Genomic DNA, 23,630 nt, shown 5'->3' on the forward strand with positions numbered 1-23,630 from the left:
CACAACGAAACACCAGGAGTGGACCCATGGCGACCTTCGTCGACCGCGTGACCCTGCACCTCAGCGCGGGGCACGGCGGCAACGGCTGCGTGTCGGTCCGCCGTGAGAAGTTCAAGCCCCTCGCCGGGCCCGACGGCGGCAACGGCGGTGACGGCGGCGACATCGAGCTCGTGGCTGACCCCCAGGTGACGACGCTGCTCGGGTACCACCGTTCGCCGCACCGCTCGTCGAAGAACGGGCAGCCCGGCATGGGTGACCACCGCAGCGGCGTGAGCGGCGAGGTCCTCGAACTCCCGATGCCCGTCGGCACCGTGGTGTACGACGAGTCCGGCGAAGTCATCGCCGACCTCACCGAGCCCGGCATGCGCGTCGTCGTGGCCCCCGGCGGACAGGGCGGCCTCGGCAACGCGGCGCTCTCCACCACGAAGCGCAAGGCCCCGGGCTTCGCGCTGCTCGGCACCGAGGGCTGGGCGGGGGACATCAGCCTCGAGCTGAAGACCATCGCCGACGTCGCCCTGGTCGGGTTCCCGAGCGCCGGCAAGTCCTCGCTGATCGCGGCCGTCTCCGCCGCCAAGCCGAAGATCGCGGACTACCCGTTCACGACCCTCACCCCGAACCTCGGTGTCGTCGAGTCCGGTGACACCCGGTTCACCGTCGCCGACGTCCCCGGTCTGATCGAGGGTGCGTCCGAGGGCAAGGGCCTCGGCCTCGAGTTCCTCCGCCACGTCGAGCGGTGCGAGGCACTGCTGCACGTCATTGACTGCGCCACGCTCGACCCGGGCCGCGACCCGATCAGCGACCTCGACGTCATCCTGGGTGAGCTCGAGCGGTACCCGGTCCCCGAGGGTCAGGTGCCGTTGCTCGAGCGCCCCCAGCTCATCGCCCTGAACAAGGTCGACGTGCCCGAGGCGCAGGAGCTCGCCGAGTTCGTCACCGCCGAGCTCGAGGGGCGCGGGTACCGCGTGTTCCCGATCTCCACCGCGTCCCGCAAGGGGCTCCGCGAGCTGACGTTCGCACTGGCCGACATCGTCGAGCAGGCCCGCGCCGCCCGTGCGGCCGAGCCGCTGCCGGAGCGCATCGTGCTCCGCCCCCGATCGGTCAACGAGAAGCCCTTCACCGTGCGCGCCGAGGGCGGCGAGGAGCACCGCTTCTACCGTGTCCGGGGCGCCAAGCCGGAGCGCTGGGTGCAGCAGACCGACTTCACCAACGAAGAGGCGATCGGCTACCTGGCCGACCGGCTCGCGAAGCTCGGCGTCGAGGACGGCCTGTTCAAGGCCGGAGCCGTCGCCGGGTCGACCGTCGTCATCGGCGGCGACGGCGGCATGGTGTTCGACTGGGAGCCCACGCTCACGTCGACCGCGGAGCTCATCACGAGCGCCCGTGGCACCGACGCGCGTATCGGTGCGACCTCGCGGCCGACCCGCAACGAGCGGCGCGAGGAGTACTTCGAGCGGATGGACGCCAAGGCTGCCGCCCGTGCCGAGCTCGAGCAGGAGCGCGTCTCGGGGCTGTGGGTGGACGACGACGTGGTGACCAGCGACCAGCTCGGCACCAGCGACCGGGTCGAGACCAGCGACCAGAAGGACTGACCGCGGCATGACCGACACGACCGCCCGCACCGACCTCGGACCCGTCACCCGGCGCGAGGACATCCCGCGTGCGCGGCGGATCGTGGTCAAGGTCGGCTCGTCCTCGGTCAGCGGTGACGCCGCCGGCCAGATCGGCCCCTTGGTCGACGCGCTGGCTGCGGCCTACGGTCGGGGGACCGAGGTCGTGCTCGTGTCGTCCGGCGCGATCGCGACCGGGTTCCCGTTCCTCGGGCTCGAAGGCCGGCCGGACGACCTCGCCACGCAGCAGGCTGCGGCCGCCACCGGGCAGAACGTCCTGATGTTCCGGTACCAGAAGGAACTCGACCGGCACGGTGTCGTCGCGGCACAGATCCTGCTCACCGCGGGCGACCTGCAGAACCCCACGCACCGGGTGAACGCCCAGCGCGCGATCGACCGGTTGCTCGCGCTGCGCGTGCTCCCGATCGTGAACGAGAACGACACCGTCGCCACGCACGAGATCCGCTTCGGCGACAACGACCGGCTCGCGGCCCTGGTGGCCCGGCTGCTCGGGGCCGATGCCCTCGTGCTGCTCTCCGACGTCGAGGCGCTCTACACGGCACCCCCGGAGCAGCCCGGCGCGACCCGCATCGACGAGGTGCCGTTCGGCGACGAGCTGGCCGGGGTCACCTTCGGCTCGATCGGCACCGCCGGCGTCGGCACCGGGGGAGCGGGGACCAAGGTCGCCGCCGCGCGCCTGGCGGCCGAGGCGGGCACCGCGGTGCTCGTGACCGACACGGCGCTGGTCGACCGTGCGCTGGCGGGCGAACACCTCGGCACCTGGTTCCACCCCGCGCCGCGTCCCTGACACGGTTCGCAGCGCGCCGCGCCGGTGGCAGCGAGTGGTCACGACTCCCCGTCGGGAGCCGTCGTGTGGTCGGGAGCCGTCGCCGCGGGCGGCGCGGCGCGACGATCTGCGACCACTCGGCGGGCGGGGGACGACGTGTCGTGACCGGTCAGCGTGACCAGTCGACGGGGTGGACGCGACCGCCTGGAGGCCCGGTGCGGGTCCGGGGACCGGTGACGGGTCTCCAGGCGGTCACGACTCCCCGTTGCGTCGCGGTCGTGTGGTCGGGAACCGTCGCCTCCGGCGGCGCGGCGCGACGATCTGCGACCACTCGGCGGAGGGGGACGACGTGTCGTGACCGGTCGGCGCGGCCGGTCAACGGGGTGGACGCGACCGCCTGGAGGCCCGGTGCGTGTCCCGGGACCGGTGACGGGCCTCCAGGCGGTCAGGACTCCCCGTTGGGACGCGGTCGTGTGGTCGGGAACCGTCGCCGCGGGCGGCGCGGAGCGACGATCTGCGACCACTCGGCAGGCGTGGGACGACGTGTCGTGACCGGTCGGCGCGGCGGGCCGGGCCTGGAGGCACGGCGAGTGTCCGGCGCGCCCGTCATGAACCGGGGGCGGACCTAGAATCGGTCCATGTCGTCGATCGCGCCCGCCCCGACCCTGACCGACAAGCTCGTGGCGGCTCGGGCCGCCGCGTCGGCGCTCGCGACCGCGACGACCGCCGTCAAGGACGCGGCACTCGGTGCGATCGCCTCGGCGGTGCGTGCCGCGACCGACGAGATCGTGGCCGCGAACCACGACGACCTCGTCGCGGGCGAGGACGGCGGCCTGTCGTCCGGGCTGCTCGACCGGCTGCGACTCGACCCCGTCCGGATCGAGGCCCTGGCCGCCGCGGTCGAGCACGTCGTCGGGCTCACCGACCCCGTCGGCGAGCACGTGCGCGGGTCGCAGCTGCCGAACGGCCTCCAGCTCACGCAGGTGCGGGTGCCGTTCGGGGTCGTCGGGGCCATCTACGAGGCACGCCCGAACGTCACCGTCGACATCGCCTCGCTCGCGCTCAAGTCGGGCAACGCCGTCGTGCTCCGTGGCGGGTCGGCGGCACAGCGCACGAACGCGGTGCTCGTCGCCCGGATCCAGGACGCGGTCGAGTCGGTCGGGCTGCCGCGCGATCTGGTGCAGACCATCGACGAGTTCGGCCGTGCCGGCGCCACCGAGCTCATGCGCGCACGCGGCCTGGTCGACGTGCTCATCCCACGGGGGAGCGCCGCGCTCATCCAGACCGTCGTCACCGAGTCGCAGGTGCCCGTCATCGAGACCGGTGCGGGCGTCGTGCACGTGTTCCTCGACGCGTCCGCGCCCGAGCAGCGCGCGGTCGACATCGTCCTGAACAGCAAGGTGCAGCGGCCGAGCGTGTGCAACGCCCTCGAGACCCTCCTGGTGCACGAGGCCGCGGCCGAACGGCTCCTGCCGGTGCTGGCCGACCGGCTGCGGGCGTCCGGCGTCACCCTGCGCGGCGACGACGCCACGCGGGCGATCGTCTCCGGGGTGCTCCGCGCCACCGACGACGACTGGGCGACCGAGTCGATGGACCTCGACCTGTCGATCCGCGTCGTGCCCGATGTCGACGCGGCGATGGCGCACATCGCCCGGTGGTCCACGCACCACACGGAGTCGATCGTCACGAACGACGTCGACACCGCCGAACGGTTCCTGGCGACCGTGGACTCGGCGGTCGTGATGGTGAACGCCTCGACCCGGTTCACCGACGGCGGCGAGTTCGGTTTCGGGGCCGAGGTCGGCATCTCGACGCAGAAGCTGCACGCGCGCGGTCCGATGGGGCTGCCGGAGCTCACGAGCACGAAGTGGATCGTGCGCGGCTCCGGGCAGATCCGCGGCTAGACTGAACGGCGTCTTTCCCCGACCGAACGGAGCACGAACGATGACCCTCCTCGCAGAAGCTGCTGAGCACGCCTCCGGGGCGCCCGCGTTCGTGTTCCCGATGGTCGGCGCGCTCTTCTTCATCTTCCTCGGCTTCGTGACCTGGAGCTTCCGCGACGTGGCCTACCGTCACTCCCAGAAGTTCGAGGCCACCCGCCACCACGAGACGGGTGTCGACGAGTTCGGTCACACCAAGATCTGACCGACCACTCGATGCTCGAGACCACCGGACGGCCACGCATCGGCGTGATGGGTGGCACGTTCGACCCCATCCACCACGGGCACCTGGTCGCGGCGTCCGAGGTGGCGCGGGCGTTCGACCTCGACGAGGTCGTCTTCGTCCCCACCGGACAGCCGTACATGAAGTCCGACGTCACCGACGCCGAGCACCGGTACCTGATGACCGTGATCGCCACCGCGTCGAACCCGATGTTCACCGTCAGCCGCGTGGACATCGACCGCCCGGGCCCGACGTACACGGTCGACACCCTGCGAGACCTGCACGAACAGCGACCGGATGCCCAGCTGGTCTTCATCTCGGGCGCAGACGCCGTTCAGCAGATCGTCGACTGGAAAGACCATGATGGTCTCTGGGACCTGGCGCACTTCGTGGCCGTGACGCGTCCGGGACACGCCTTGAGCATCACCGGATTGCCCGAGCGGGACGTAAGCTTGCTCGAAGTCCCTGCACTGGCCATATCGTCGACGGATTGCCGTGACCGGGTTCGACGGGGGTTCCCCGTCTGGTACTTGGTTCCCGACGGTGTCGTCCAGTACATCTCCAAGCACCATCTGTATCGGAGCGTTGCATGAGTTCGTCCGACGCGCAGCCGCCCCTGTCGCGGCGCCAGGCGCGCGAGCGGGAGCGTGCCGCCGCGGCCGGTTCGCAGCCCGCGACGCCGCCGCCGACCGTCGCCACACCCGCCGCTGAGACCCCCGAGTCCCGTCGTCGCCCCGGGTCGCACGTCGCTCCGGCCCCCGGTGGTGCGGCCCAGTCGTCCACCCCTGCGTCGGCGCAGGCGGCCCCCGGGTCTGCTCCGTCCGTCCCGGTGTCGGCGCCCGCGGCCGGTGTGCCGCCGGTCCCGCCGGCCTCCGCGACCGAGATCGTCCCCGGCAGCGGTGGGCTCACCCGACGGCAGATCCGGCAGCTCCGTGCCGCCGAGCGCCAGGCGGTGCAGCCGGTGCCGCTGCAGGACCCCACGCCCCAGTCGTCCGACCGCACCGTCGAGGACGTCCTCGGGTCGGTGGACACGATCGACCCCACGGCCGCGCCGCCGAGCGCTCCGGACGCCGAGGCCACGCACGACCAGCAACCCGCTGCCCCGACGGTCCTCGACCAGGCCGCGGTCGCCCAGGCCACCGAGGCCGACGGCTCCCCGGACGCGCTCGAGCCCCTCGACGAGGCCGCCGCGCACGCCGAGGAGCCCCGCCGCCACCGGTCGACGTGGTCGCCTCCCGCCGACCTCGCCGAGACCGACGACTCCGGATCCGACGCCACCGACGCCGACGACTCCGGATCCGACGCCGCCGAGGCCGATGCCCCGGCGGTCGACGCGACCGACGATGCCCCGGCCGACGACACGACCGAGGACGCTCCGGCCGGGTCGGCCGACAGCACGCACGTTCCCGGGGCGCAGCCCGCCGTCACGCCGGTGCCGATCCCGACGAACACCGCCGCAGCGACTCCCGCGGTGTTCCCGCTCTCGCTCGACGCCGAGGACGACGACACCAACGAGGTGCCGCTGCCCGACCCCGCGACCGAGGCCCCGAAGGTCCCCGCGGCGTTCCAGCGTCCGACCGAGCCGAAGCCGGTGACCACGGCCTTCGCGCCGCCCGCCGGCCACTGGTCGCAGCAGGCGCACGACTCGAACGACTCCGAGGTACACGACGCCGAGACGGGCACCCGCCGTGTCGCGGTGACGAACACGAACGCGATCATCCTGCCGAACTCGGCCCTGGCCGACCCCACCGGTGCGCTCAACGCGACGGGCGAGGTGATCCTGACCGGGTCGATCGACCTGCCGGCGTCGCTGTCGTCGACGGGCTCGCACCGGCCGATCGACGGCGCCGAGGTCGACCGCCTGCTCGAGCAGCAGGACGAGCAGCCCGAGACCGACGCCAGCCCGGTCCGGGCCAGTCGCGCGGTGTCCAGTCACACCTCGACCCGTCAGGTCGTGCTCGCCGCCGCCAAGCCGAAGGAGTCGCGCACGCCGCTGATCCTCGGTGTGACGGTCGGCGCGGTCGGGCTGGCTGCGGCCGGCGTCATCATCACCGCGCTGCTCACCACCCACGCGTTCGGCGGCTGACCGCTGCCGTCCTCGACGTCCGTTCTCCACCACCCCGCCGACCCTGGCCTGGCCGCTGTCGGCGGGGTGGCTTATGATCGTGACCCATCAAGCGAACCGGCTGTCCGTCGGTTCGACGACCGGAAGGAATCCGTGACCGCATCCACTCGCGCACTGGAACTCGTGCAGGCCGCAGCACTCGCGGCCGACGCCAAGCAGGCCGAGGACCTCGTCGCTCTCGACGTGACCGGGCCGTTGCAGCTCACGGACGTGTTCCTGCTCGCAACCGGTCGGAACGAGCGCAACGTGCAGTCCATCGCCGATGCCGTCGAGGAACGCCTCCTCGAGCTCGGTGCCAAGACGCTCCGCCGCGAAGGCCGTGCCGAGGGCCGATGGGTCCTCATCGACTTCGGCGAGATCATCGTGCACGTCTTCCACGACGAAGACCGCCAGTACTACTCGCTCGAGCGTCTCTGGGCCGACTGCCCGACGATCCCGCTCGAGCTCCCGGTGGACCACACCGCCTGATCAGCGACGCGCCCGGGTGACGGCTTCGATTTCGTTGCCCGGCGTTCGCATGGTGTACGCTTCTATGGTGCCTCCGGGGAACCGGTTGGTGCAAAAGCAACACGATCTGGGTCTGTGGCGCAGCTGGTAGCGCACCTGCATGGCATGCAGGGGGTCAGGGGTTCGAGTCCCCTCAGATCCACCCTCAACCCCGCCGTTCCTCGGAACGGCGGGGTTTTTCGTGCACCCGGCGGGCCTCGGCGGCCCGATACGCTGAGCGCATGAGCAACGACGAGCCGCTGTCCGGGTCCCCGCTGACGATCGCCTCCGCCGGGTACACGGCCGACATCGCCACCGTCGGAGCGACACTGCGGACCCTGCAGCACGAGGGCCGAGACCTGGTCGTCCCGTTCGACGCCGACGAGGTCCGCCCGGTCTTCCGCGGTGCCGTCCTGGCCCCGTGGCCGAACCGGGTCGTCGACGGCGAGTACTCGTTCGGCGGCGTCGACCACGAGCTGGCCCTCACCGAGCCGGCACGGCACCACGCCCTGCACGGACTCGTCGCGTGGACGGACTTCCGTGTGCAGGAGAAGACGGACGACCGCGTGGTGCTCGACACGACCGTCCAGGCGCAGCAGGGCTACCCGTACCGCGTCGAGCTCACCGTGGAGTACCGGCTCGACGCCGAGGGGCTGCACACGACGATCACCGGCACGAACACCGGGGCCGAGGACGCGCCGTGGGGGACCGGTCCGCACCCGTACCTCGTCGCGGGTGCCGGCACCGTCGACGACTGGACCTTGACGCTCCCTGCCGCCCAGGTGCTCGAGGTGACGCCGGACCGACTCGTCCCGACCGACCTGGTCCCCGTGCACGACGAGTTCGACCTGCGGAAGCCCACGCTGATCGGCGACCGGTTCATCGACCACGCCTTCACCGGCTTCGACCGCGACGCCGCCGGTCTCGCCACCATCGCGGTCACGGCGGCGGACGGGCGCGGGGTCCGTGCGGCCTTCGGGTCGGAGTGCGGCTGGGCCCAGGTGCACACCGCCGACCACGTCGTCCCCGAGTACCACCGCGCCGGTCTCGCCGTCGAGCCGATGACGTGCGCCCCCGACGCCTTCAACGACGGCGAGGACCGCGGCCTCGTGGTGCTCGCGCCCGGTGCCTCGCACGCCGCCGCATGGACGATCGCCGCGATCTGAGCACCCCCGACCCCGGCGTCCGCGTCGAGGTCCGCCGACTCGACCCGGTCCCCGACCTCGCGGCGCTGGCGGCGCAGGTCGCCGGGGACCTGGTGTGGCTCGACTCCGGCTTGCCCGACGGTGCTCCCGCCACGGCTCGGCCCCGGGCGCGCTGGTCCGTGCTGGCGTGGACGGACGGGCCGTTCGCCGCCCGGTTCCGGCACCAGGATCGTCGTGCGCACCTGACCGTCGCCGCGCCCGCCGAGGAGTGGTTCGGGTCTGCCCGATCCGAGGAGCGTCCGGCCTTCGCGGTGCTGGCGGACCTGCTCCGACGCACGCCCCGCCTGCCTGAGCCGGTCGTCGGGTGCGGGTTCGCGCTGGGCTGGGTCGGGTTCCTCGGCTACGAGCTCGGCCGCGAGTCCGGCGGCCCGGACCGCACCGCCGACGGGCATGCCGACGCCGACCTGCGGTTCGTCGACCGAGCCGTCGTCGTCGACCACACCGGTGGCGCCTGGGCGCTCGCGCTCGTCGCCGAGGCGGAACCGGCGGCCAGTGCGCGCAACCGCGCGTGGCTCGAGGAGCTGAGCACCCCCACGACGTCGGCCGGCGTCGTGGACGCGGCCACGGGCCTCCCGGCCGGGGTGTCCGCGGCGACCGGACGCGTGACGCGTGCCGCCTACGAGCGGGCGGTCGACGTGTGCCGCGCGGAGATCCGCGAGGGGAACGCGTTCCAGGTCTGCCTCACCACCGCCTTCGCGGTCGGACAGGAGGCCCGTGGCGGCCCCGGTACGGACCCGCACCTGGGCGAGTACCTGCGGATGCGGGCGTCCGACCCGGTCCCGTTCGGCGCGTTCCTGCGGCTCGGCCCGCTGCGCGTGGCGAGCCGGTCACCGGAGCGGTTCCTGCGGGTCGACGCGGTCGGAGCGGTGCTCGCGGAACCGATCAAGGGCACGCGGCGGCGGCTCGCCGACGCGGTGGCGGACGCGGCCGCGCGGGACGACCTGGCGGCGAGCCCGAAGGACCGCGCCGAGAACGTGATGATCGTCGACCTGCTGCGGAACGACCTGCTTCGGACCGCGGTGCCCGGCTCGGTGCACGTCGAGCGGCTGTGCGCCGTCGAGACGTACGCCAGCGTGCACCAGCTGGTCTCGACGATCGGGGCGGTGCTGCCGTCGGGGACGTCGCGGGCCGACGTGGTGCACGCGGCGTTCCCGCCGGGGTCGATGACCGGGGCGCCGAAGAGCAGTGCCACGGCGATCGCGGACCGGCTCGAGGGGGCGCCGCGCGGGGTGTACTCGGGTGCGATCGGGTACTTCTCGGCCAGCGGGGCGGTCGACCTGTCGGTGGCGATCCGTAGCCTCGTGACCGTGCTCGACGAGTCGGGGGCGGTGCGCTCCCGGACCCTCGGAGCCGGGGGAGCGGTGACCTGGTCGTCGGTGCCCGCGGACGAGGCGGACGAGGTCGAGACCAAGACGCGGTCGGTGCTCGGCGGGGTCGGGGCGGTGGCCAGCTGGTGAGCTGATGCCCTGACCCGAACACGTGTTCGACCAGGACTGTCCACAGATGTCGGACGCGATTGACATCATCGAACACATGTTCGAATATGAGGGCATGCAGACGGCGGCGGCACTCCGGTCGCCCACCCCGGACCGGGGCGGGCGGAGCGGTGCTGCACGCGGCGGCAGCGGCGCGGGCGGTGGCAGTGCGCGCCGTGGGACGGACCACCTGAGCGATGCCCGGGCCGCGCTCGACCGCATCACGTCCCTGCGGTCCCGGGTGGCCGACATGGAGTCCACCCGGGTCGACACCGCCGGGCTCCCCACGGCCCCGGCGCTCGAACCCCTGCTGCCCGGCGGCGCGATCCGGGTCGGTGGCACCTACGCCGTCCCCGAGTCGGTGCTGCTCGCGATCACCATGCTGCAGGCGGCCTCGGCGGCCGGGGCGTGGTGTGCGGTCGTCGGGGTGCCGTCCTTCGGGATCGAAGCCGCCGCCGCCGCGGGGATCGACCTCGAACGGCTCGTGCTCGTCCCCGATCCCGGTGACCAGTGGCTCGCCGTGACGGCGGCGATGGCCGACGTCGCCCAGATCGTCCTCACCCGACCGCTCGGCCGGGTCGTGCCGGGCGACGTGGCACGCCTGTCGGCTCGGCTGCGACAGCGCGGTGGCGCACTCGTCGCGCTCGGCTCCTGGCCCGGGGCGGACGTCACGCTGCGGGTCACGTCCTCGACGTGGAGCGGCATCGGACAGGGCCACGGCCACCTGACGGAGCGCCGGGCCACCGTGACCGCGACCGGGCGTGCCGGCGCGGTGCGTCCGGCGACCGCCGAGCTGCTCCTGCCCGCGGCCGACGGTGCGGTCCGGGCCGCCACACCGGTGCCGACGGTGGGCTCCGGGGGCACCCGCGTGCTGCGGTCCGTGGCGGTGGCGTCGTGATCGCCCCCGGGCGCGTCCGGACCGACGCGATCACGCGGGGGGCAGCACTGCCCGAACCGCCCCCGACCCGGACGATCGTGCTCTGGTGCCCGGACTGGCCGGTCATTGCTGCGGCTCGGGCCGGTGGCACCCCGCCGGAGCAGCCACTCGCCCTGACCGCGAAGGGGCTCGTGTTCGCGAGTTCCGCGTCCGCGCGTGAGCAGGGTGTCGTGCGGGGGCTCCGCGTGCGTGAGGCGCAGGCGCGGTGCCCCGAGCTCCTCGTGCAGCCCTACGACGACGCCCTCGACCACCGCGCGTTCGAGCCCGTCATCCGTGCGGTCGAGGCAGCGGTCCCCGGAGTCGAGGTACTGCGGCCGGGCACCCTCGCGCTCCGCGCCCGTGGGCCGGCCCGGTACTACGGCGGTGAGCGCGCGGCGGCGGCGACCCTGGCCGGCATCGCAGCCGACCACGGCGCCCCCGCGGTGCGGGCCGGGGTGGCCGACACCCCGTTCGCGGCGGACCAGGCCGCCCGGGCCCGTCCCGTGCGTCCCGGTGAACGGGTGCGGCTCGTGCCCGTCGGGGGATCGGCGGACTTCCTCGCGCACCTGCCGCTCGGCGTGCTCGGCGACCCCGACCTCACGACGGTGCTCGACCGGCTCGGCATCACCACGCTCGGCGACTTCGCGGCACTCGGCGACGAGCAGGTGCGGGACCGCTTCGGCGTGGCCGGGGCGTTCCTGCACCGGTTGGCCGGGGGCCGCGACCCCCGCGAGATCGCGGCGCGGGAGATCCCGCCGGAACTCCGGGTCGAGGCGTCGTTCGAACCCCCGCTGGACCGTGCCGACCAGATCGCGTTCGCGTTCCGGCGCTCCGCCGACGACTTCGCCGAGCGACTCCGGGCCGCGGGGCTCGTGGCGACGACCATCCGTGTGGGGATCGTCGACGAGCGCGACATCCTGCTCGAACGGACCTGGGCGCACCCGCGCTGGTTCGACGCCGCCGACGTGGTCGACCGGGTGCGGTGGCAGCTCGCCGGCGGGGTGGACCCCAGCGGGCTCGAGGCGCCGGTCACCTCGGTCGTGCTCGAGCCGGTCGCCGTCGACGACATGGCGAACCACGAGCGCGGGCTGTGGGGCTCCGGGCCGGACGAGCGCGTGCACCACGGCCTCGCCCGGATCCAGGGCATGGTCGGCCACGACGGCGTGGTGAGTCCGCGCATCGGTGGTGGCCGCACCCTGTCCGAGCGCGTGGTGCTCGTGCCGTGGGGCGACGCGCCAGCCGGTGGTGAGCGTGCCCTGGCGACCGTGCGCGACCGTCCATGGCCCGGCAAGCTGCCCGGCCCGCCCCCCGCCACCGTGCTCGAGCGGCCCCGACCGGTCGACGTCGTCGCCGTCGGTGGTGCGAGCGTCGACGTCGACGAGCGCGGCGTGCTGTCCGGCGTACCCGAACGGTTCCGTGCCGAGGGCGACCGGGGCGGCGGCTTCTCGGCCGTGACGGCCTGGGCGGGTCCGTGGCCGCTCGTCGTGCGGTGGTGGGAGTCCGGCGGCCGACGCCTGCACCGGCTGCAGCTCGTCGACGCCGAGGGGCGTGCCTGGTACCTGGTGCTGGCGGACCACCGCTGGTGGGCCGAGGCGATCGCGACGTGACCCCGACCACCACCACCAACAGGAGCGTGACCTGATGGGCTACAGCAACCCACCCATCCCGTGGTCGCAGTTCGAGCGCGCGCTGTCCGACAAGCGGAGCCCGGGCACGGCGCACGACGGCGACGGCGGCGACAGCCCGGCGTGGTCGCGGAAGCGCGAGCCGTACGTCCCGTCACCGCTCGACACCGACGGCGGACCCGTGGTGCCGTACGCCGAACTGCACGCGCACTCGGCCTTCAGCTTCCTCGACGGCGCCAGCCAGCCCGAGCACCTGTTCGAAGAAGCCGCCCGGCTCCGACTGCACGCCCTCGCGCTCACCGACCACGACGGCTTCTACGGGGCCGCCCGGATGGCCGAGGTCGCCGAGTCGTACCCGCAGGTCGGCACCGTCTTCGGCACCGAGCTGTCCCTGGGGTTGACCGAACCGCAGAACGGTGTGCCCGACCCCGAGGGCTCGCACCTGCTCCTGCTCGCCGACGGCCAGGACGGCTACCACCGGCTCGCCGGCGCGGTGACGAGCGCACACCTGGCCGCCGGGTCCGAGAAGGGCAGCCCGCAGTACGACCTCGACGACCTCGCCGCGCGGGCGGACGGGCACTGGCGCGTCCTCACGGGGTGCCGGAAGGGCTCCGTGCGGCAGGCCCTCGAGCAGGGTGGGGAGTCCGCCGCCGAGACCGCGCTCCGGGTGCTGCTCGACCGGTTCGGCAGCCGCAACGTCGTCGTGGAGCTGCTCGACCACGGCGACCCGCTCGACAGCGCCCGCAACGACGCCCTGGCCGCCCTCGCCGCGAAGCACGCGCTGCCCCTGGTCGCCACCGGCAACGTGCACTACGCCACCCCCGACCGGTTCCCGGTGGCGACCGCACTCGCGGCGGTGCGCGCCCGCCGCAGCCTCGACGAGATCGACGGCTGGCTGCCGGCCGCCGACACCGCCCACCTGCGCTCCGGCGCCGAGATGGCCAGACGGTTCGGGCGCTACCCCGGCGCGATCGAGCGGACCGTGGAGCTCGCCGATGAGCTCGGGTTCCGGCTGAAGACCGTGCAGCCCGGGCTGCCCGACCTTGACGTCCCGGACGGACACACCGCGATGTCGTGGCTCCGCGAGCTCACGTGGACGGGTGCCCGGCGGTTCTACCCCGGCAGCGCCGACGGCGTCGACCCCCGCAAGCGGGAACGCATCGAGCGTGAGCTGTCCGTGATCGAGGAGAAGAACTTCCCGGGGTACTTCCTGATCGTGCGCGACATGGTGCAGTACGCCCGCGGTCGGGGCATCCTCTGCCAGGGGCGGGGCTCGGCGGCGAACTCGGCGGTCTGCTACCTGCTCGAGATCACCGCGGTGGACTCGATCCGGTACGGGCTGCCGTTCGAGCGGTTCCTGTCGGCGATGCGCGACGAGGAACCCGACATCGACGTCGACTTCGACTCGGACCGCCGCGAAGAGGTGATCCAGTACGTGTACGCCAAGTACGGCCGGCACAACGCCGCCCAGGTCGCGAACGTCATCACCTACCGGCCCAAGGGCGCGGTGCGTGACATGGCGAAGGCGCTCGGCCACAGCCCCGGGCAGCAGGACGCCTGGTCGAAGCAGGTCGAGCGGTGGGGTTCGGTGACCGAGAGCCAGGACCACGACATCCCACCGGCGGTCGTCGGGCTCGCGAGCGACGTCCTCGGGTTCCCGCGGCACCTCGGCATCCACTCCGGCGGCATGGTGCTGACCGACCGCCCGGTGGGCGAGGTCGTGCCGATCGAGCACGCCCGGATGGACGGCCGCACCGTGCTGCAGTGGGACAAGGACGACTGCGCCTACATGGGGCTCGTGAAGTTCGACATGCTCGGGCTCGGCATGCTCGCGGCCCTGCAGTACTCGTTCGACCTGGCGGCAGAGCACTGCGGGGAGCGCTGGGAGATGCACTCCATCCCGAAGGAAGAACAGGGGGTCTACGACCAGCTCTGCCGCGCGGACACGATCGGGGTGTTCCAGGTGGAGTCCCGCGCGCAGATGGGCACCCTGCCCCGACTGCTCCCGCGGCGGTTCTACGACCTGGTGATCGAGGTCGCACTCGTCCGACCCGGGCCCATCCAGGGCGGCGCAGTGCACCCGTACATCCGCCGGCGCACGGGCGAGGAACCGATCACCTACATGCACCCGGCGCTCGAACCCGTGCTCGAACGCACCCTCGGTGTCCCACTGTTCCAGGAGCAGCTGATGCAGATGGCGATCGCGGTCGGCAACTGCTCCGGTGACGACGCCGACCTGCTGCGACGGGCGATGGGGTCGAAGCGCGGGCACGAGAAGATCGACCGGTTGCGGGACAAGCTCTACACGGGGATGGCGGACAACGGCATCCACGGTGCGGACGCCGACGCGATCTACGCGAAGATCCAGGCCTTCGCGAACTTCGGCTTCGCGGAGAGCCACTCGATCAGCTTCGCCCTCATCGTCTACGCGAGCGCGTGGATGCGGCTGCACTACCCGGGGGCGTTCCTGGCGGCGCTGCTCCGGGCGCAGCCGATGGGGTTCTACTCACCGCAGACCCTGGTGGCCGACGCCCGACGGCACGGCGTCGGCGTGCTGCGACCGGACATCCTGCGGTCCGGGGTCGACGCCACGCTCGAACCGCTGCCGGACGGGGACGCCCCGGTCGGTGACGACGCGTGCCTCGCCACCGAGCAGCCCCCGGTGCTGCCCTTCGACAAGGCGCTCCCCGACGACACCGCGAGCCACCGTCGCGACGGTGCCTTCGCCGTGCGGCTCGGGCTCGCCGAGGTCGCGTCGCTCAGCCGGAAGAGCGCCGAGAAGATCGTCGCGGAGCGGGACGCCAACGGTCCCTTCCGCGACATGTCGGACCTGGCTCGGCGGGTCGGCTTGACCACGCCGCAGCTCGAGGCACTCGCCGCCGCCGACGCCTTCGCCCCGTTCGACATCGACCGCCGCGGTGCGATGTGGTCGGCCGCGCAGGCCGCCGCCGAGCGTCCGGACCAGTTGCCGGACACGCAGGTGTTCGTGCAGCCGCCGCTGTTCGGTCAGATGACGAGCGGTGACGTGCTGATCGCCGACATGTGGTCGACGGGCATGACGACCGACGACCACCCCGTCCGGCACGTGCGCGACCGGCTCGCCGCCCGCCGGGTGCTCAGCGTGCAGGACACCGCGACCGCCGAGACCGGACGACGGGTCGAGGTCGGCGGGATCGTGACCCACCGGCAGCGACCGGCGACGGCCTCCGGCATCACGTTCCTGAACGTCGAGGACGAGACGGGGCTCGTGAACGTCATCTGCAGCGTCGGGGTCTGGGGGCGCTTCCGCCGGGTCGCACGGGAGTCCCCGGCGGTGATCGTCCGGGGCATCCTCGAGCGGTCGCCCGACGGGGTGGTCAACCTGGTGGCGGACCGCATCGAGCACCTCTCGCTGTCCGTGCGCACCCGCTCGCGGGACTTCCAGTGAGCGGGCGTGCTCGAGCGAGCCGTCGTGCTCAGCGCACCTCGGGCAGGCTGATCGTGACCTCGAGCCCACCGGCGGGCACGTTGCGGAGCGACGCCGTGCCTCCCGCCCGTTCCGCCACCGCGCGCACGATCGCGAGTCCCAGCCCCGAGCCGCCCGGCAGGGCGCCGGCACCGGTCGACGGGTCAGGGTTCGGACGAGACGTCCGGGCCTCGTCCGGACGCGTGAAGCGGTCGAACGCCACCGGGATGAAGGACTCGGGCACGCCGGGACCGTCGTCGGTGATCTGCAGCACGCCCTGGCCGCCGGTGCTCCGCCAGGACACGAAGATGCCACCACCGCGGGGGAGTGCGGCCACGGCGTTGCCTGCGATGTTCGTGACGAGCTGGGCCATCCCGCCCGTGTCGATCCGGTAGCGCGGTTCCACGGTGCCGCCGCCGATGCCCGGGCCGGAACCGCCGACGGCGACGGGCGGCTCGAGGTCGAAGTCGACGGTGACGTCCTTCGCCGACGCGATGAGCCGGACGCGGTCGACCGCGGCCATCACCTCGTCACCCAGGTCCGACCACGCGGTCTCGGGGCGCCGGTCGCCGTCCTGTTCACGGCGCTCCGACTCCTCGATCCGCGACAGCGCGAGCAGGTCGTTCGCCAGCCGCGACAACCGCGCGACGCTGTGCTTGGCGCGTTCGATGTGGGCGGCGAGGGCGGCGGCGTCGTTCCCGTCGAGCGAGGCGAGGTCGAGCTGGGTCGTCAGGATCGCCAGGGGCGTCCGGAGCTCGTGGCTGGCATCCGACACCATCTGGCGTTCGCGCTCGGTTGCCTGACGGGTCCGGGCGAGGAAGGCGTTGAGCGTGGTCGCCAGGGACGCCAGCTCGTCCTGGGCGGGGCCCACCGGCAGTTCGGCACGCTCCGGGGCGACGGAGAGCCGTTCGGCCTCACGTCGCATCCGGTTCACCGGGCGCAGTGCGGTGGTCGCGAGCACCCAGGACGCCACGCCGAAGGCCACCAGGATGGCCAGGCCGGTCAACGACAGCGTCGTCGTGAGGTCGTCGACGACGATGGCTTCGGCCTGGGAGTTGCGGGCGGCGACGACGGTCCAACGGCCGGCCTCGTTGACGGGGTGCTCCACCACGACGCGGTACTCCGATCCGGAGACACGGATGATCGAGGTGCCGGCGGCGGTGGACCGCAGGCTGCCGAGCGCCTGCTCGACACGATCGGGCATCGTCGACAGCACGATCTCGCCGGACGGGGACACGACGGCGACGAGCTGCGCGTTGCCCGGCGGTGACAGGTCGGGGTCGCTGTCGACCTCGAGCGTGGCGACGTACGGGTCTGCGTCGGCGTCCAGCAGTGTGCGCGTCGCACTCGCGACGACGCTCACCACCTGGAACCGCATGACCAGGACGAGCAGCAGGATGACGATCGCGGCGATCGCTGTCGACCCGATCGTGATCCGGGCGCGCAGCGACAGCAGACGCAGCGGCCGGAACGGTCCGCCGCGTCGGCGGTCCGATCGTGGGGCGTCGTCGGCCCCGTTCACGCTCCGAGCAGATCCAGGCGGTACCCGCGACCGCGGACCGTGGCGATGGCGACCGTGGCCTCGTGCGCGGTGAGCTTCTTGCGCAGGTACGAGATGTACTGCTCGACCACGTTCGGGTCGACGTGCTGCGAACCGTCCCAGACCTCTTCGAGGATCTTCGGGCGGTCGACGACACTGCCGGCGGACCGGGCGAGCAGTCGGAGCAGGGCGAACTCGGTGGGGCTCACGGCGACGCGCTGCCCCTTGATCGAGATGCGGCGGGCCTCGGAGTCGATCGAGACGTCCCCGACCTCGATCGTGCGGGGAGCCCCGGCGGACTCGCGACGGCCGAGCGCTCGCAGCCGGGCCGTGAGCTCGGCGAAGGCGAAGGGCTTGGTGAGGTAGTCGTCCGCGCCGGCGTCGAGCCCGAACACGCGGTCGTCCACCGCGTCGCGCGCGGTCACGAGCAGGATGCGCACCGGGTCCTCGCGCTCACGGATCCGACGGGCGAGCTCGAAGCCGGACATGCCGGGCATCATCACGTCCACGACCGCCAGGTCGAACGCCTGCTCGCCGAGGGCGATGAGCGCCTCGACTCCGTTCTCGACCGCCGTCACGCGGTACCCCTCGGCCGCGAGTCCGCGCTCCATCAGGGCACGCATCTCGTCGTCGTCCTCGACCACCAACAGCCGCATAGTGGACCTCCTCGGACCCATCGTGGCATCGAACCAGCGCGGAGGGCCGTTCTCCGGCGCCGACTCGCTGAATCTCGTCACAGGACGAAGCAGAACGGTCTGTCCCACGTTCTAGGGACGTGAGCGTCGCTTGCTTCGTTGCTAGGCTCCGGCAGCGGACAGCGCGACCCGATGCGCCGCCCGCACTGGGGGATCATGAACGACTCGATCGACCACCCGGCCATCGTGCGCCTGCGCGCCGAACTGGACGCCGCGTGGAAGGGCATCGGCGCACTCGCGCAGCTGGAGGACGCGCCACGCGACCGGGTGGTCGCGGAGCTGCGGACGGCGGTCCCGGACGTGGCGAGCCGCGCTGCACGCGAGGTCGGCCCCGAAGCCGTCGTCGCCGAGATCAGCCGGTACGCCGATGTCGGCGTCCCGGGCTCGACCGACGTGGTGCCGACCGCGGTGATCTGGTCCGACGTCGTGCGGACGGCATCCGAAGCGGCCTGCGCCGCACGCTGACGTCGGCTGCCTAGTCGTCCTCGCCGAGCAGCTCCCCGCGCACCCGCCGGATGTCCTCGAGCAGTGCGCCGATGAGGACCCAGTGCCGGGAGTTCGGCCGGACCACCTCGAGCGGCGCGGTGAGCGCCGGCTCCGAGGCCTCCGCCCACGGCTCGTCGGCCGGTCCGGAGGCGGCGGCGGCCGCCCCGCCCACCCCTGGCACCGGGTCGAGCCGGGTCGACTCGACCCGTGCACTGAGTGCCCGCACGTCCGCGCCGATCCGCGCCACCTCGGTCGCGATGCCGTGCACCACCGGGTCGTCCCGCAGGTCCGGTGCGGTGTTGTCGCGGATCGCCCGAGTCATCCCGGTGACCCGGGTCACCAGGACGCGGAGGTGGTCGGTGATCGCCACGTCGCGGTCGAGGATCGTCCGGTGCCGGCCGCCGCGCGGGTTCATCGTGAGGGACTCACGCGCCGACCCCAGGGACGCCTCGGCCCTGGCGTGTTGCTGTCGGAGTGCCCGGGCCGCGACGAGGGCCTCGTCCCAGCGGTGGCGGTCCCACCCCTCGGTCAGGCCGATCGCGATCCGCTCGAACGCCACCGCGGTGTCGCGGGCGAGCCGGGCGACGGCGAGGTGCGCCGGCTCGAGCAGCACGGGCGGCACGATGAGCGCGTTCACGACCAGGGCGACGATCGCGCCGATCACGGTCTCGAGGATGCGGTCGGCGGAGTAGTTCGGCGTGACCACCCCGGCGGTGAGCACGAGCATCCCACTGATCCCCACCTGCGTGGCCGAGGTCGGGGTGAGCCGGAGCGCCCAGGCGATGAGGATCGCGAGCACGATGACGAGCAGCACGACGAACACGCCGTCGCCGAGCAGCAGGTGGAACCCGGTGGCCAGCACGACGCCGATCACGACGCCCGCGCTCCGCTCGAGCCCCTTCACGAACGACTGGTTGATGCTCGGCTGCACCACGAGCAGGGCGGCGATCGCCGCGAAGGTGGGGAACGGCCCCTGGATGACCAGGCGGCAGAGGAGCACGGCGGCGACCACCGCGACGGCGGTCTTCACGACCTGCAGGAACGGCGTGCGACTGGAGCTGCGGAGGCGCGCGACCGGGTTCACACGGACCACGGTAGCCACCGGCCGCGCGCCGAGCCGTGCACGAACGCGACGAAACCCGCGCGACACGGTTGACTGATGCCGTGTGGCCCAACCATGAGCGCGTCATCCCGCAGGCCTTCGCCGGCTCCGGGACCTCAGTCGTGGCCGCGCGGGCGCACTCCGTCGAGCCCTCGGGCAACGGCTACCTGTACGGCTACGAGGTCGACACGGTGGACCGCAACGGCCAGCGCGCCACGGTCCTGACCTACGTCGACACCGGCGGCACCCACGACCAGAACAGCGCGATCGTCACCGATCCGGCGACGGGCGACCCGGTGTCGGTGTGGGCGTACCCGAACGACCCCGGCCTGCCGGTGCTGCCGCAGGTCACCTTCCGCGACGCCGTCGCCGAGCTGCTGACCACGCTCGGCATGCCCGTCACCGACCCGGTGCTCACCGTGGCGGCGTACCGGCCCGGCAAGCGCGCGGTCGTGCGCGTCGACGCCCCCGAGCGCACCCTGTTCTTGAAGATCGTCCGTCCGCACCGGGTCGCGCCGATCGTGCAGTCGCACGAGCAGTTCGTCGCGGCCGGTCTGCCCGTGCCGCGTGTGCTGTCCAGCCGTGGCGACGGCCTGCTCGTGCTCGAGCGCATCCGCGGCGTGCCCGCCGGCAGCCGCATCCTCGACATCGCCGACGACCCCCGCTTCGTGGCGTCGCTCGCCGCGCTGAGCGGCCGGGTCGCCACCGTCCCGATGACCCAGCAGGCGCGCGCCGACGCGATGGACCACGCCGACTGGCACCGACGCACGCTCATCGCCGCCCTGCCGCGCGACGCCGAGGAGATCGACCGCCTGTACGACGCCATCGGCCGCCGCTCCATCGGCTGGTCGAGCTCGACCAAGCAGGTCGTGCACGGCGACCTGCACCTCGAGCAGGTGTTCGTCGACGAGGACGAGCCATGGCGCATCTCCGGCCTGCTCGACATCGACACCGCGGGCTGGGGCTTCCCGGTCCGTGACGTCGGCGCCGTCGTCGCCCACCTCGTGGTCACCGGGCTCTGGCACCGCTCCCGCGGGGACGCCGAGCGCGGCGCCGCCGCCGAGCGTCTCGCCGACGCGATCGCCCGCGACTGGGTCGCGCGGAACCCTCGCGAGGCCGACCGCATCGGACCGGCCATCGGCGCCCAGCTGCTCGCCCACGCCGGCGGTCAGGCGACCACCGGCTCCGCCAACGGGATCCAGACCGCCCAGCAGCTCCTCGCCGCGACGCAGGCCGCCTTGGCGGACGCGTCCCCGAGCCTCCCGACCGGTGGTTCGACCCGCCCGCGGTCCGCACCGCAGGTCTGAGACGCGACCGAAGGACGGACTGGAGGCGCGGGTCGGGCCCGCAACGGGCCTCCCGTCCGCCGTCGCGACGCGCGCGGGCAACGCGCCGGTCGCCTCTGTCGGCGGTCCCGGAGTAAACTGACCGCGCACGCACCGCGTTCCCGCGTGCCGCGTCGATTCCGGACGCAGCCGTCGATCACTTGATCGACGCGGGGACCGGGCCGTGGCCGCCCCGAGGGGGCACCACGTGCGTGTGACGACGCCGGATCCGGCGCGGACCGTCCGAACCTGCTCCCGGCAGGCGCTCGTGTGGAACGGCTCGCGGGAGTCCACCGGACGTCCCGATGCGGGGACCGGCGATGCGGTGGGCCACGGTGGCCCGCAGCTGAACCGGAGCCGCGCCAGGCCCCGGTGCAGGACTTCCCGCCCCACGGGCGGATCGCCCCGACGTGTGGGCGGAACAGGAGGAGCGTTGGCTCGATCAGGCACCCGGCGTGCTGCCGGCGGGACGCGGACCGCGTCACGTCGCACCAGGCCGCTGGACAACGACGGCGTCATCCCCGTCCTCGCCCGCGCTGTGCGCGAGGTCGAGGCCGCGGCACAGCGCGGACCGCTCAAGGCATCGAACCGGACGAAGTTCCAGGCGGTCGCCCTGCTCATGCGCGAAGAGCGCGCGCGGGTGAAGGCCGACGCGGAGCTCACGGACGCGCAGCGCGCCGAGCAGCTCAAGCGGCTCGACGGCGTGGCCACGATCCTGGCGAAGACGGCGGCGCGGGACACCAGCGTCATCCAGCTCCTCGCCGAAGAGGTGCAGGTCTCCGAGGCGACGCGTGCGGTCAAGCGGGACATGATGATCGCCGGCGGCATGGAACTGCAGCCGGAGGACCTCGTCATCGCGTCCGAGCCCGCCGCGGTCGTCGAGACCCCGGTGCGGGCCGTCGTGCCGCAGGCGGTCGTGCAGCGCCAGCTGGCGAACCCCTTCATGCCGCCGGACTTCGCCCTCGCCGACCAGCCCGTCGCGCACCCGCGTCGCCTGGCGAACTGGGAACTGTTCGGGCCGCTGTTCAAGTCGTTCGAGTACGGCGCGGGCGGGGGAGCGGCGTCGATGCAGCTGCCGGAGCCCACGACGCTGCACTCGCGCTCGGGCACCACGCTCATGAAGCACCAGGCGGAACTCGTCGCCGCCGCGGCGCAGGGCCACCGCACGTTCCTGCTCGCCGACGAGCCCGGCCTCGGCAAGACCGCGCAGTCGCTGCTCGCCGCCGACGCCGCGAACGCGTTCCCGCTGCTCGTCGTCGTGCCGAACGTCGTCAAGACGAACTGGGCGCGTGAAGCCGAGCGCTGGGTGCCGAACCACCGCGCCACCGTGATCCACGGGGACGGCAACGACCTCGACGGGTTCGCCGACATCGTCATCGTGAACTACGAGATCCTCGACCGGCACGCCGGGTGGCTCGGCAACTTCGGGTTCAAGGGGATGGTCGTCGACGAGGCGCACTTCATCAAGAACAAGGACTCCCAGCGCGCCCGGTTCGTGCTGCAGATCGCCGAGCGCATCCGGCAGCGCACCGCCGCGCCGCTGCTCATGGCGCTGACCGGTACTCCGCTGATCAACTCGGTCGAGGACTTCCGCACCATCTGGGAGTACCTCGGCTGGATCGACGACAAGAAGCCGCGCGCGAAGCTCATGAACGAGCTCGAGGAGATCGGCCTGACGCCGGCCGACCCCGGGTTCTTCGTCGAGGCCCGCCGTGCCGTCATCGACCAGGGCATCGTCCGACGCCGGAAGGTCGACGTGGCCGCGGACATCCCGGCTCGCCGGATCGCCGACATCCCCGTCGAGCTCGACGGGGACGAGGGTCGCTCGATCCGCGACGCCGAGCGCGAGCTCACCGCGAAGCTCGTCCGCCGCTACCACCAGGCGCTCGACGCCCGCACCGGGCAGGACCCCGTCGTCGGCATCGACCACAGGCTGGTCCGCCAGGTCGCACGCTGGGAGCTCGAGGACCAGGACGCCTCCTCGACCGGCGAGAACGTGTTCTCGATGGTCCGCCGCATCGGTCGGGCCAAGGCCCAGCTCGCAGCCGACTACGCGGCACAGCTCGCCTCGAACGTCGGCAAGGTCGTGTTCTTCGCGAAGCACCTCGACGTGATGGACCAGGCGGAAGAGGTGTTCGCCCGTCGCGGCCTGCGCACCGCCACGATCCGCGGCGACCAGACCCCGACGCAGCGCACGGCCGAGATCGACTCGTTCGTGAACGACCCCGACGTCGCCGTCATCGTCTGCTCGCTGACCGCCGCCGGTGTCGGCCTGAACCTGCAGGTGTCGTCGAACGTCGTGCTCGCCGAGCTGTCGTGGACGAGCGCCGAGCAGACCCAGGCGATCGACCGTGTGCACCGCATCGGGCAGGAAGAGCCCGTCACCGCGTGGCGCATCATCGCCGCGCAGACGATCGACACCAAGATCGCCGAGCTCATCGACTCGAAGGCGTCCCTGGCCGCCCGAGCGCTCGACGGTTCGGACGAAGAGGTCGTCGACTCCGGTGACATCCAGCTCGACGCGATGGCCGCGCTGTTGACCGAGGCGCTCGGCGGCTAGATCCGGCGCTCGGCGCTGTCCCGGACAGCAAAACACCGGTGTTCGTGCACTGAACCGCGTCATGCGCGTGTTCGGAGTGTGAACACCG

At 72.9% G+C, this 23,630-nt stretch carries 18 protein-coding genes and 1 tRNA gene; 16 read left to right on the forward strand and 3 right to left on the reverse strand.

Annotation, left to right across the window (positions count from 1 at the left end):
- Positions 1-26: 26 nt before the first annotated feature.
- The 13 genes from obgE to DEJ17_RS02395 all read left to right on the forward strand — a co-directional run bounded on the left by obgE (position 27) and on the right by DEJ17_RS02395 (position 15,816).
- Complete coding sequence (obgE, locus tag DEJ17_RS02335; protein ID WP_110891881.1) at positions 27-1,589, forward strand: GTPase ObgE; 1,563 nt, start codon at positions 27-29, stop codon at positions 1,587-1,589.
- Between the two features lie 7 nt (positions 1,590-1,596).
- Positions 1,597-2,415 (forward strand): glutamate 5-kinase, encoded by an 819-nt coding sequence (proB, locus tag DEJ17_RS02340; RefSeq protein WP_258366618.1) that lies wholly within the window; start codon positions 1,597-1,599, stop codon positions 2,413-2,415.
- Between the two features lie 617 nt (positions 2,416-3,032).
- The gene (locus DEJ17_RS02345; RefSeq protein ID WP_110891882.1) at positions 3,033-4,298 is read left to right on the forward strand and encodes a glutamate-5-semialdehyde dehydrogenase; all 1,266 of its coding nucleotides are present in this window, start codon (positions 3,033-3,035) and stop codon (positions 4,296-4,298) included.
- Between the two features lie 40 nt (positions 4,299-4,338).
- On the forward strand, positions 4,339-4,539 hold the full coding sequence (locus tag DEJ17_RS02350; protein WP_035807661.1) for a hypothetical protein: 201 nt from the start codon (positions 4,339-4,341) through the stop codon (positions 4,537-4,539).
- 11 nt (positions 4,540-4,550) lie between these two features.
- Entirely contained in the window at positions 4,551-5,150 is a 600-nt protein-coding gene (gene nadD / locus DEJ17_RS02355) for a nicotinate-nucleotide adenylyltransferase (protein ID WP_110859233.1), read from the forward strand.
- Positions 5,147-6,643 carry a hypothetical protein gene (locus DEJ17_RS02360; RefSeq protein WP_110891883.1) on the forward strand — a complete coding sequence of 499 codons (1,497 nt, stop codon included), beginning with the start codon at positions 5,147-5,149 and terminating at the stop codon, positions 6,641-6,643. Before nadD ends, DEJ17_RS02360 begins: the two co-directional genes overlap by 4 nt.
- A gap of 132 nt (positions 6,644-6,775) precedes the next feature.
- Complete coding sequence (rsfS, locus tag DEJ17_RS02365; protein WP_110891884.1) at positions 6,776-7,150, forward strand: ribosome silencing factor; 375 nt, start codon at positions 6,776-6,778, stop codon at positions 7,148-7,150.
- Between the two features lie 108 nt (positions 7,151-7,258).
- Positions 7,259-7,331: transfer RNA gene (locus DEJ17_RS02370), tRNA-Ala, on the forward strand.
- A gap of 79 nt (positions 7,332-7,410) precedes the next feature.
- Entirely contained in the window at positions 7,411-8,334 is a 924-nt protein-coding gene (locus DEJ17_RS02375) for an aldose 1-epimerase family protein (protein ID WP_110891885.1), read from the forward strand.
- Positions 8,313-9,830, forward strand: a complete 1,518-nt coding sequence (locus DEJ17_RS02380) for an anthranilate synthase component I family protein (RefSeq protein ID WP_110891886.1) — start codon at positions 8,313-8,315, stop codon at positions 9,828-9,830. The genes DEJ17_RS02375 and DEJ17_RS02380 overlap by 22 nt, the downstream gene beginning before the upstream one ends.
- A gap of 46 nt (positions 9,831-9,876) precedes the next feature.
- Positions 9,877-10,746 (forward strand): hypothetical protein, encoded by an 870-nt coding sequence (locus DEJ17_RS02385; protein ID WP_181420998.1) that lies wholly within the window; start codon positions 9,877-9,879, stop codon positions 10,744-10,746.
- The gene (locus DEJ17_RS02390; protein WP_110891887.1) at positions 10,743-12,371 is read left to right on the forward strand and encodes a DNA polymerase Y family protein; all 1,629 of its coding nucleotides are present in this window, start codon (positions 10,743-10,745) and stop codon (positions 12,369-12,371) included. The genes DEJ17_RS02385 and DEJ17_RS02390 overlap by 4 nt, the downstream gene beginning before the upstream one ends.
- Positions 12,372-12,405: 34 nt before the next feature.
- Positions 12,406-15,816 (forward strand): error-prone DNA polymerase, encoded by a 3,411-nt coding sequence (locus DEJ17_RS02395; protein WP_110891888.1) that lies wholly within the window; start codon positions 12,406-12,408, stop codon positions 15,814-15,816.
- Between the two features lie 28 nt (positions 15,817-15,844).
- Here the strand turns inward: DEJ17_RS02395 and DEJ17_RS02400 are convergent, their stop codons facing one another.
- Positions 15,845-17,356, reverse strand: coding sequence for a cell wall metabolism sensor histidine kinase WalK (locus DEJ17_RS02400; RefSeq protein WP_110891889.1), 1,512 nt, complete (start codon positions 17,354-17,356; stop codon positions 15,845-15,847).
- Positions 17,353-18,030, reverse strand: a complete 678-nt coding sequence (locus DEJ17_RS02405) for a response regulator transcription factor (protein WP_017885962.1) — start codon at positions 18,028-18,030, stop codon at positions 17,353-17,355. Before DEJ17_RS02405 ends, DEJ17_RS02400 begins: the two co-directional genes overlap by 4 nt.
- A gap of 195 nt (positions 18,031-18,225) precedes the next feature.
- On the opposite strand from DEJ17_RS02405, the gene DEJ17_RS02410 reads away from it, so the two are divergent.
- A complete protein-coding gene (locus tag DEJ17_RS02410) occupies positions 18,226-18,534 on the forward strand; it encodes a hypothetical protein (protein ID WP_146239584.1) in 309 nt (102 codons plus the stop codon).
- A gap of 10 nt (positions 18,535-18,544) precedes the next feature.
- On the opposite strand, the gene DEJ17_RS02415 is transcribed toward DEJ17_RS02410, so the two are convergent.
- Positions 18,545-19,639, reverse strand: a complete 1,095-nt coding sequence (locus tag DEJ17_RS02415) for an aromatic acid exporter family protein (RefSeq protein WP_110891942.1) — start codon at positions 19,637-19,639, stop codon at positions 18,545-18,547.
- An 80-nt stretch (positions 19,640-19,719) separates the two neighbouring features.
- On the opposite strand from DEJ17_RS02415, the gene DEJ17_RS02420 reads away from it, so the two are divergent.
- Together DEJ17_RS02420 and DEJ17_RS02425 are read left to right on the forward strand one after the other, a co-directional pair.
- Positions 19,720-20,964 carry a phosphotransferase enzyme family protein gene (locus tag DEJ17_RS02420; protein ID WP_110891891.1) on the forward strand — a complete coding sequence of 415 codons (1,245 nt, stop codon included), beginning with the start codon at positions 19,720-19,722 and terminating at the stop codon, positions 20,962-20,964.
- 451 nt (positions 20,965-21,415) lie between these two features.
- Positions 21,416-23,542 carry a DEAD/DEAH box helicase gene (locus DEJ17_RS02425; protein WP_181420999.1) on the forward strand — a complete coding sequence of 709 codons (2,127 nt, stop codon included), beginning with the start codon at positions 21,416-21,418 and terminating at the stop codon, positions 23,540-23,542.
- The last annotated feature ends 88 nt before the right edge of the window (positions 23,543-23,630 follow it).

Source organism: Curtobacterium sp. MCSS17_011 (assembly GCF_003224275.1).
Lineage (GTDB): Bacteria > Actinomycetota > Actinomycetes > Actinomycetales > Microbacteriaceae > Curtobacterium.

What these genes read in the sequence shown, in the direction of transcription:
- obgE (WP_110891881.1), top strand. Translation starts at nt 27, where the DNA reads ATGGCGACCTTCGTCGACCGCGTGACCCTGCACCTCAGCGCGGGGCAC.
- DEJ17_RS02360 (WP_110891883.1), top strand. Translation starts at nt 5,147, where the DNA reads ATGAGTTCGTCCGACGCGCAGCCGCCCCTGTCGCGGCGCCAGGCGCGC.
- DEJ17_RS02385 (WP_181420998.1), top strand. Translation starts at nt 9,877, where the DNA reads ATGTCGGACGCGATTGACATCATCGAACACATGTTCGAATATGAGGGC.
- nadD (WP_110859233.1), top strand. Translation starts at nt 4,551, where the DNA reads ATGCTCGAGACCACCGGACGGCCACGCATCGGCGTGATGGGTGGCACG.
- DEJ17_RS02350 (WP_035807661.1), top strand. Translation starts at nt 4,339, where the DNA reads ATGACCCTCCTCGCAGAAGCTGCTGAGCACGCCTCCGGGGCGCCCGCG.
- DEJ17_RS02395 (WP_110891888.1), top strand. Translation starts at nt 12,406, where the DNA reads ATGGGCTACAGCAACCCACCCATCCCGTGGTCGCAGTTCGAGCGCGCG.
- proB (WP_258366618.1), top strand. Translation starts at nt 1,597, where the DNA reads ATGACCGACACGACCGCCCGCACCGACCTCGGACCCGTCACCCGGCGC.
- DEJ17_RS02375 (WP_110891885.1), top strand. Translation starts at nt 7,411, where the DNA reads ATGAGCAACGACGAGCCGCTGTCCGGGTCCCCGCTGACGATCGCCTCC.
- DEJ17_RS02345 (WP_110891882.1), top strand. Translation starts at nt 3,033, where the DNA reads ATGTCGTCGATCGCGCCCGCCCCGACCCTGACCGACAAGCTCGTGGCG.
- DEJ17_RS02410 (WP_146239584.1), top strand. Translation starts at nt 18,226, where the DNA reads ATGAACGACTCGATCGACCACCCGGCCATCGTGCGCCTGCGCGCCGAA.
- DEJ17_RS02405 (WP_017885962.1), bottom strand. Translation starts at nt 18,030, where the DNA reads ATGCGGCTGTTGGTGGTCGAGGACGACGACGAGATGCGTGCCCTGATG.
- DEJ17_RS02380 (WP_110891886.1), top strand. Translation starts at nt 8,313, where the DNA reads ATGGACGATCGCCGCGATCTGAGCACCCCCGACCCCGGCGTCCGCGTC.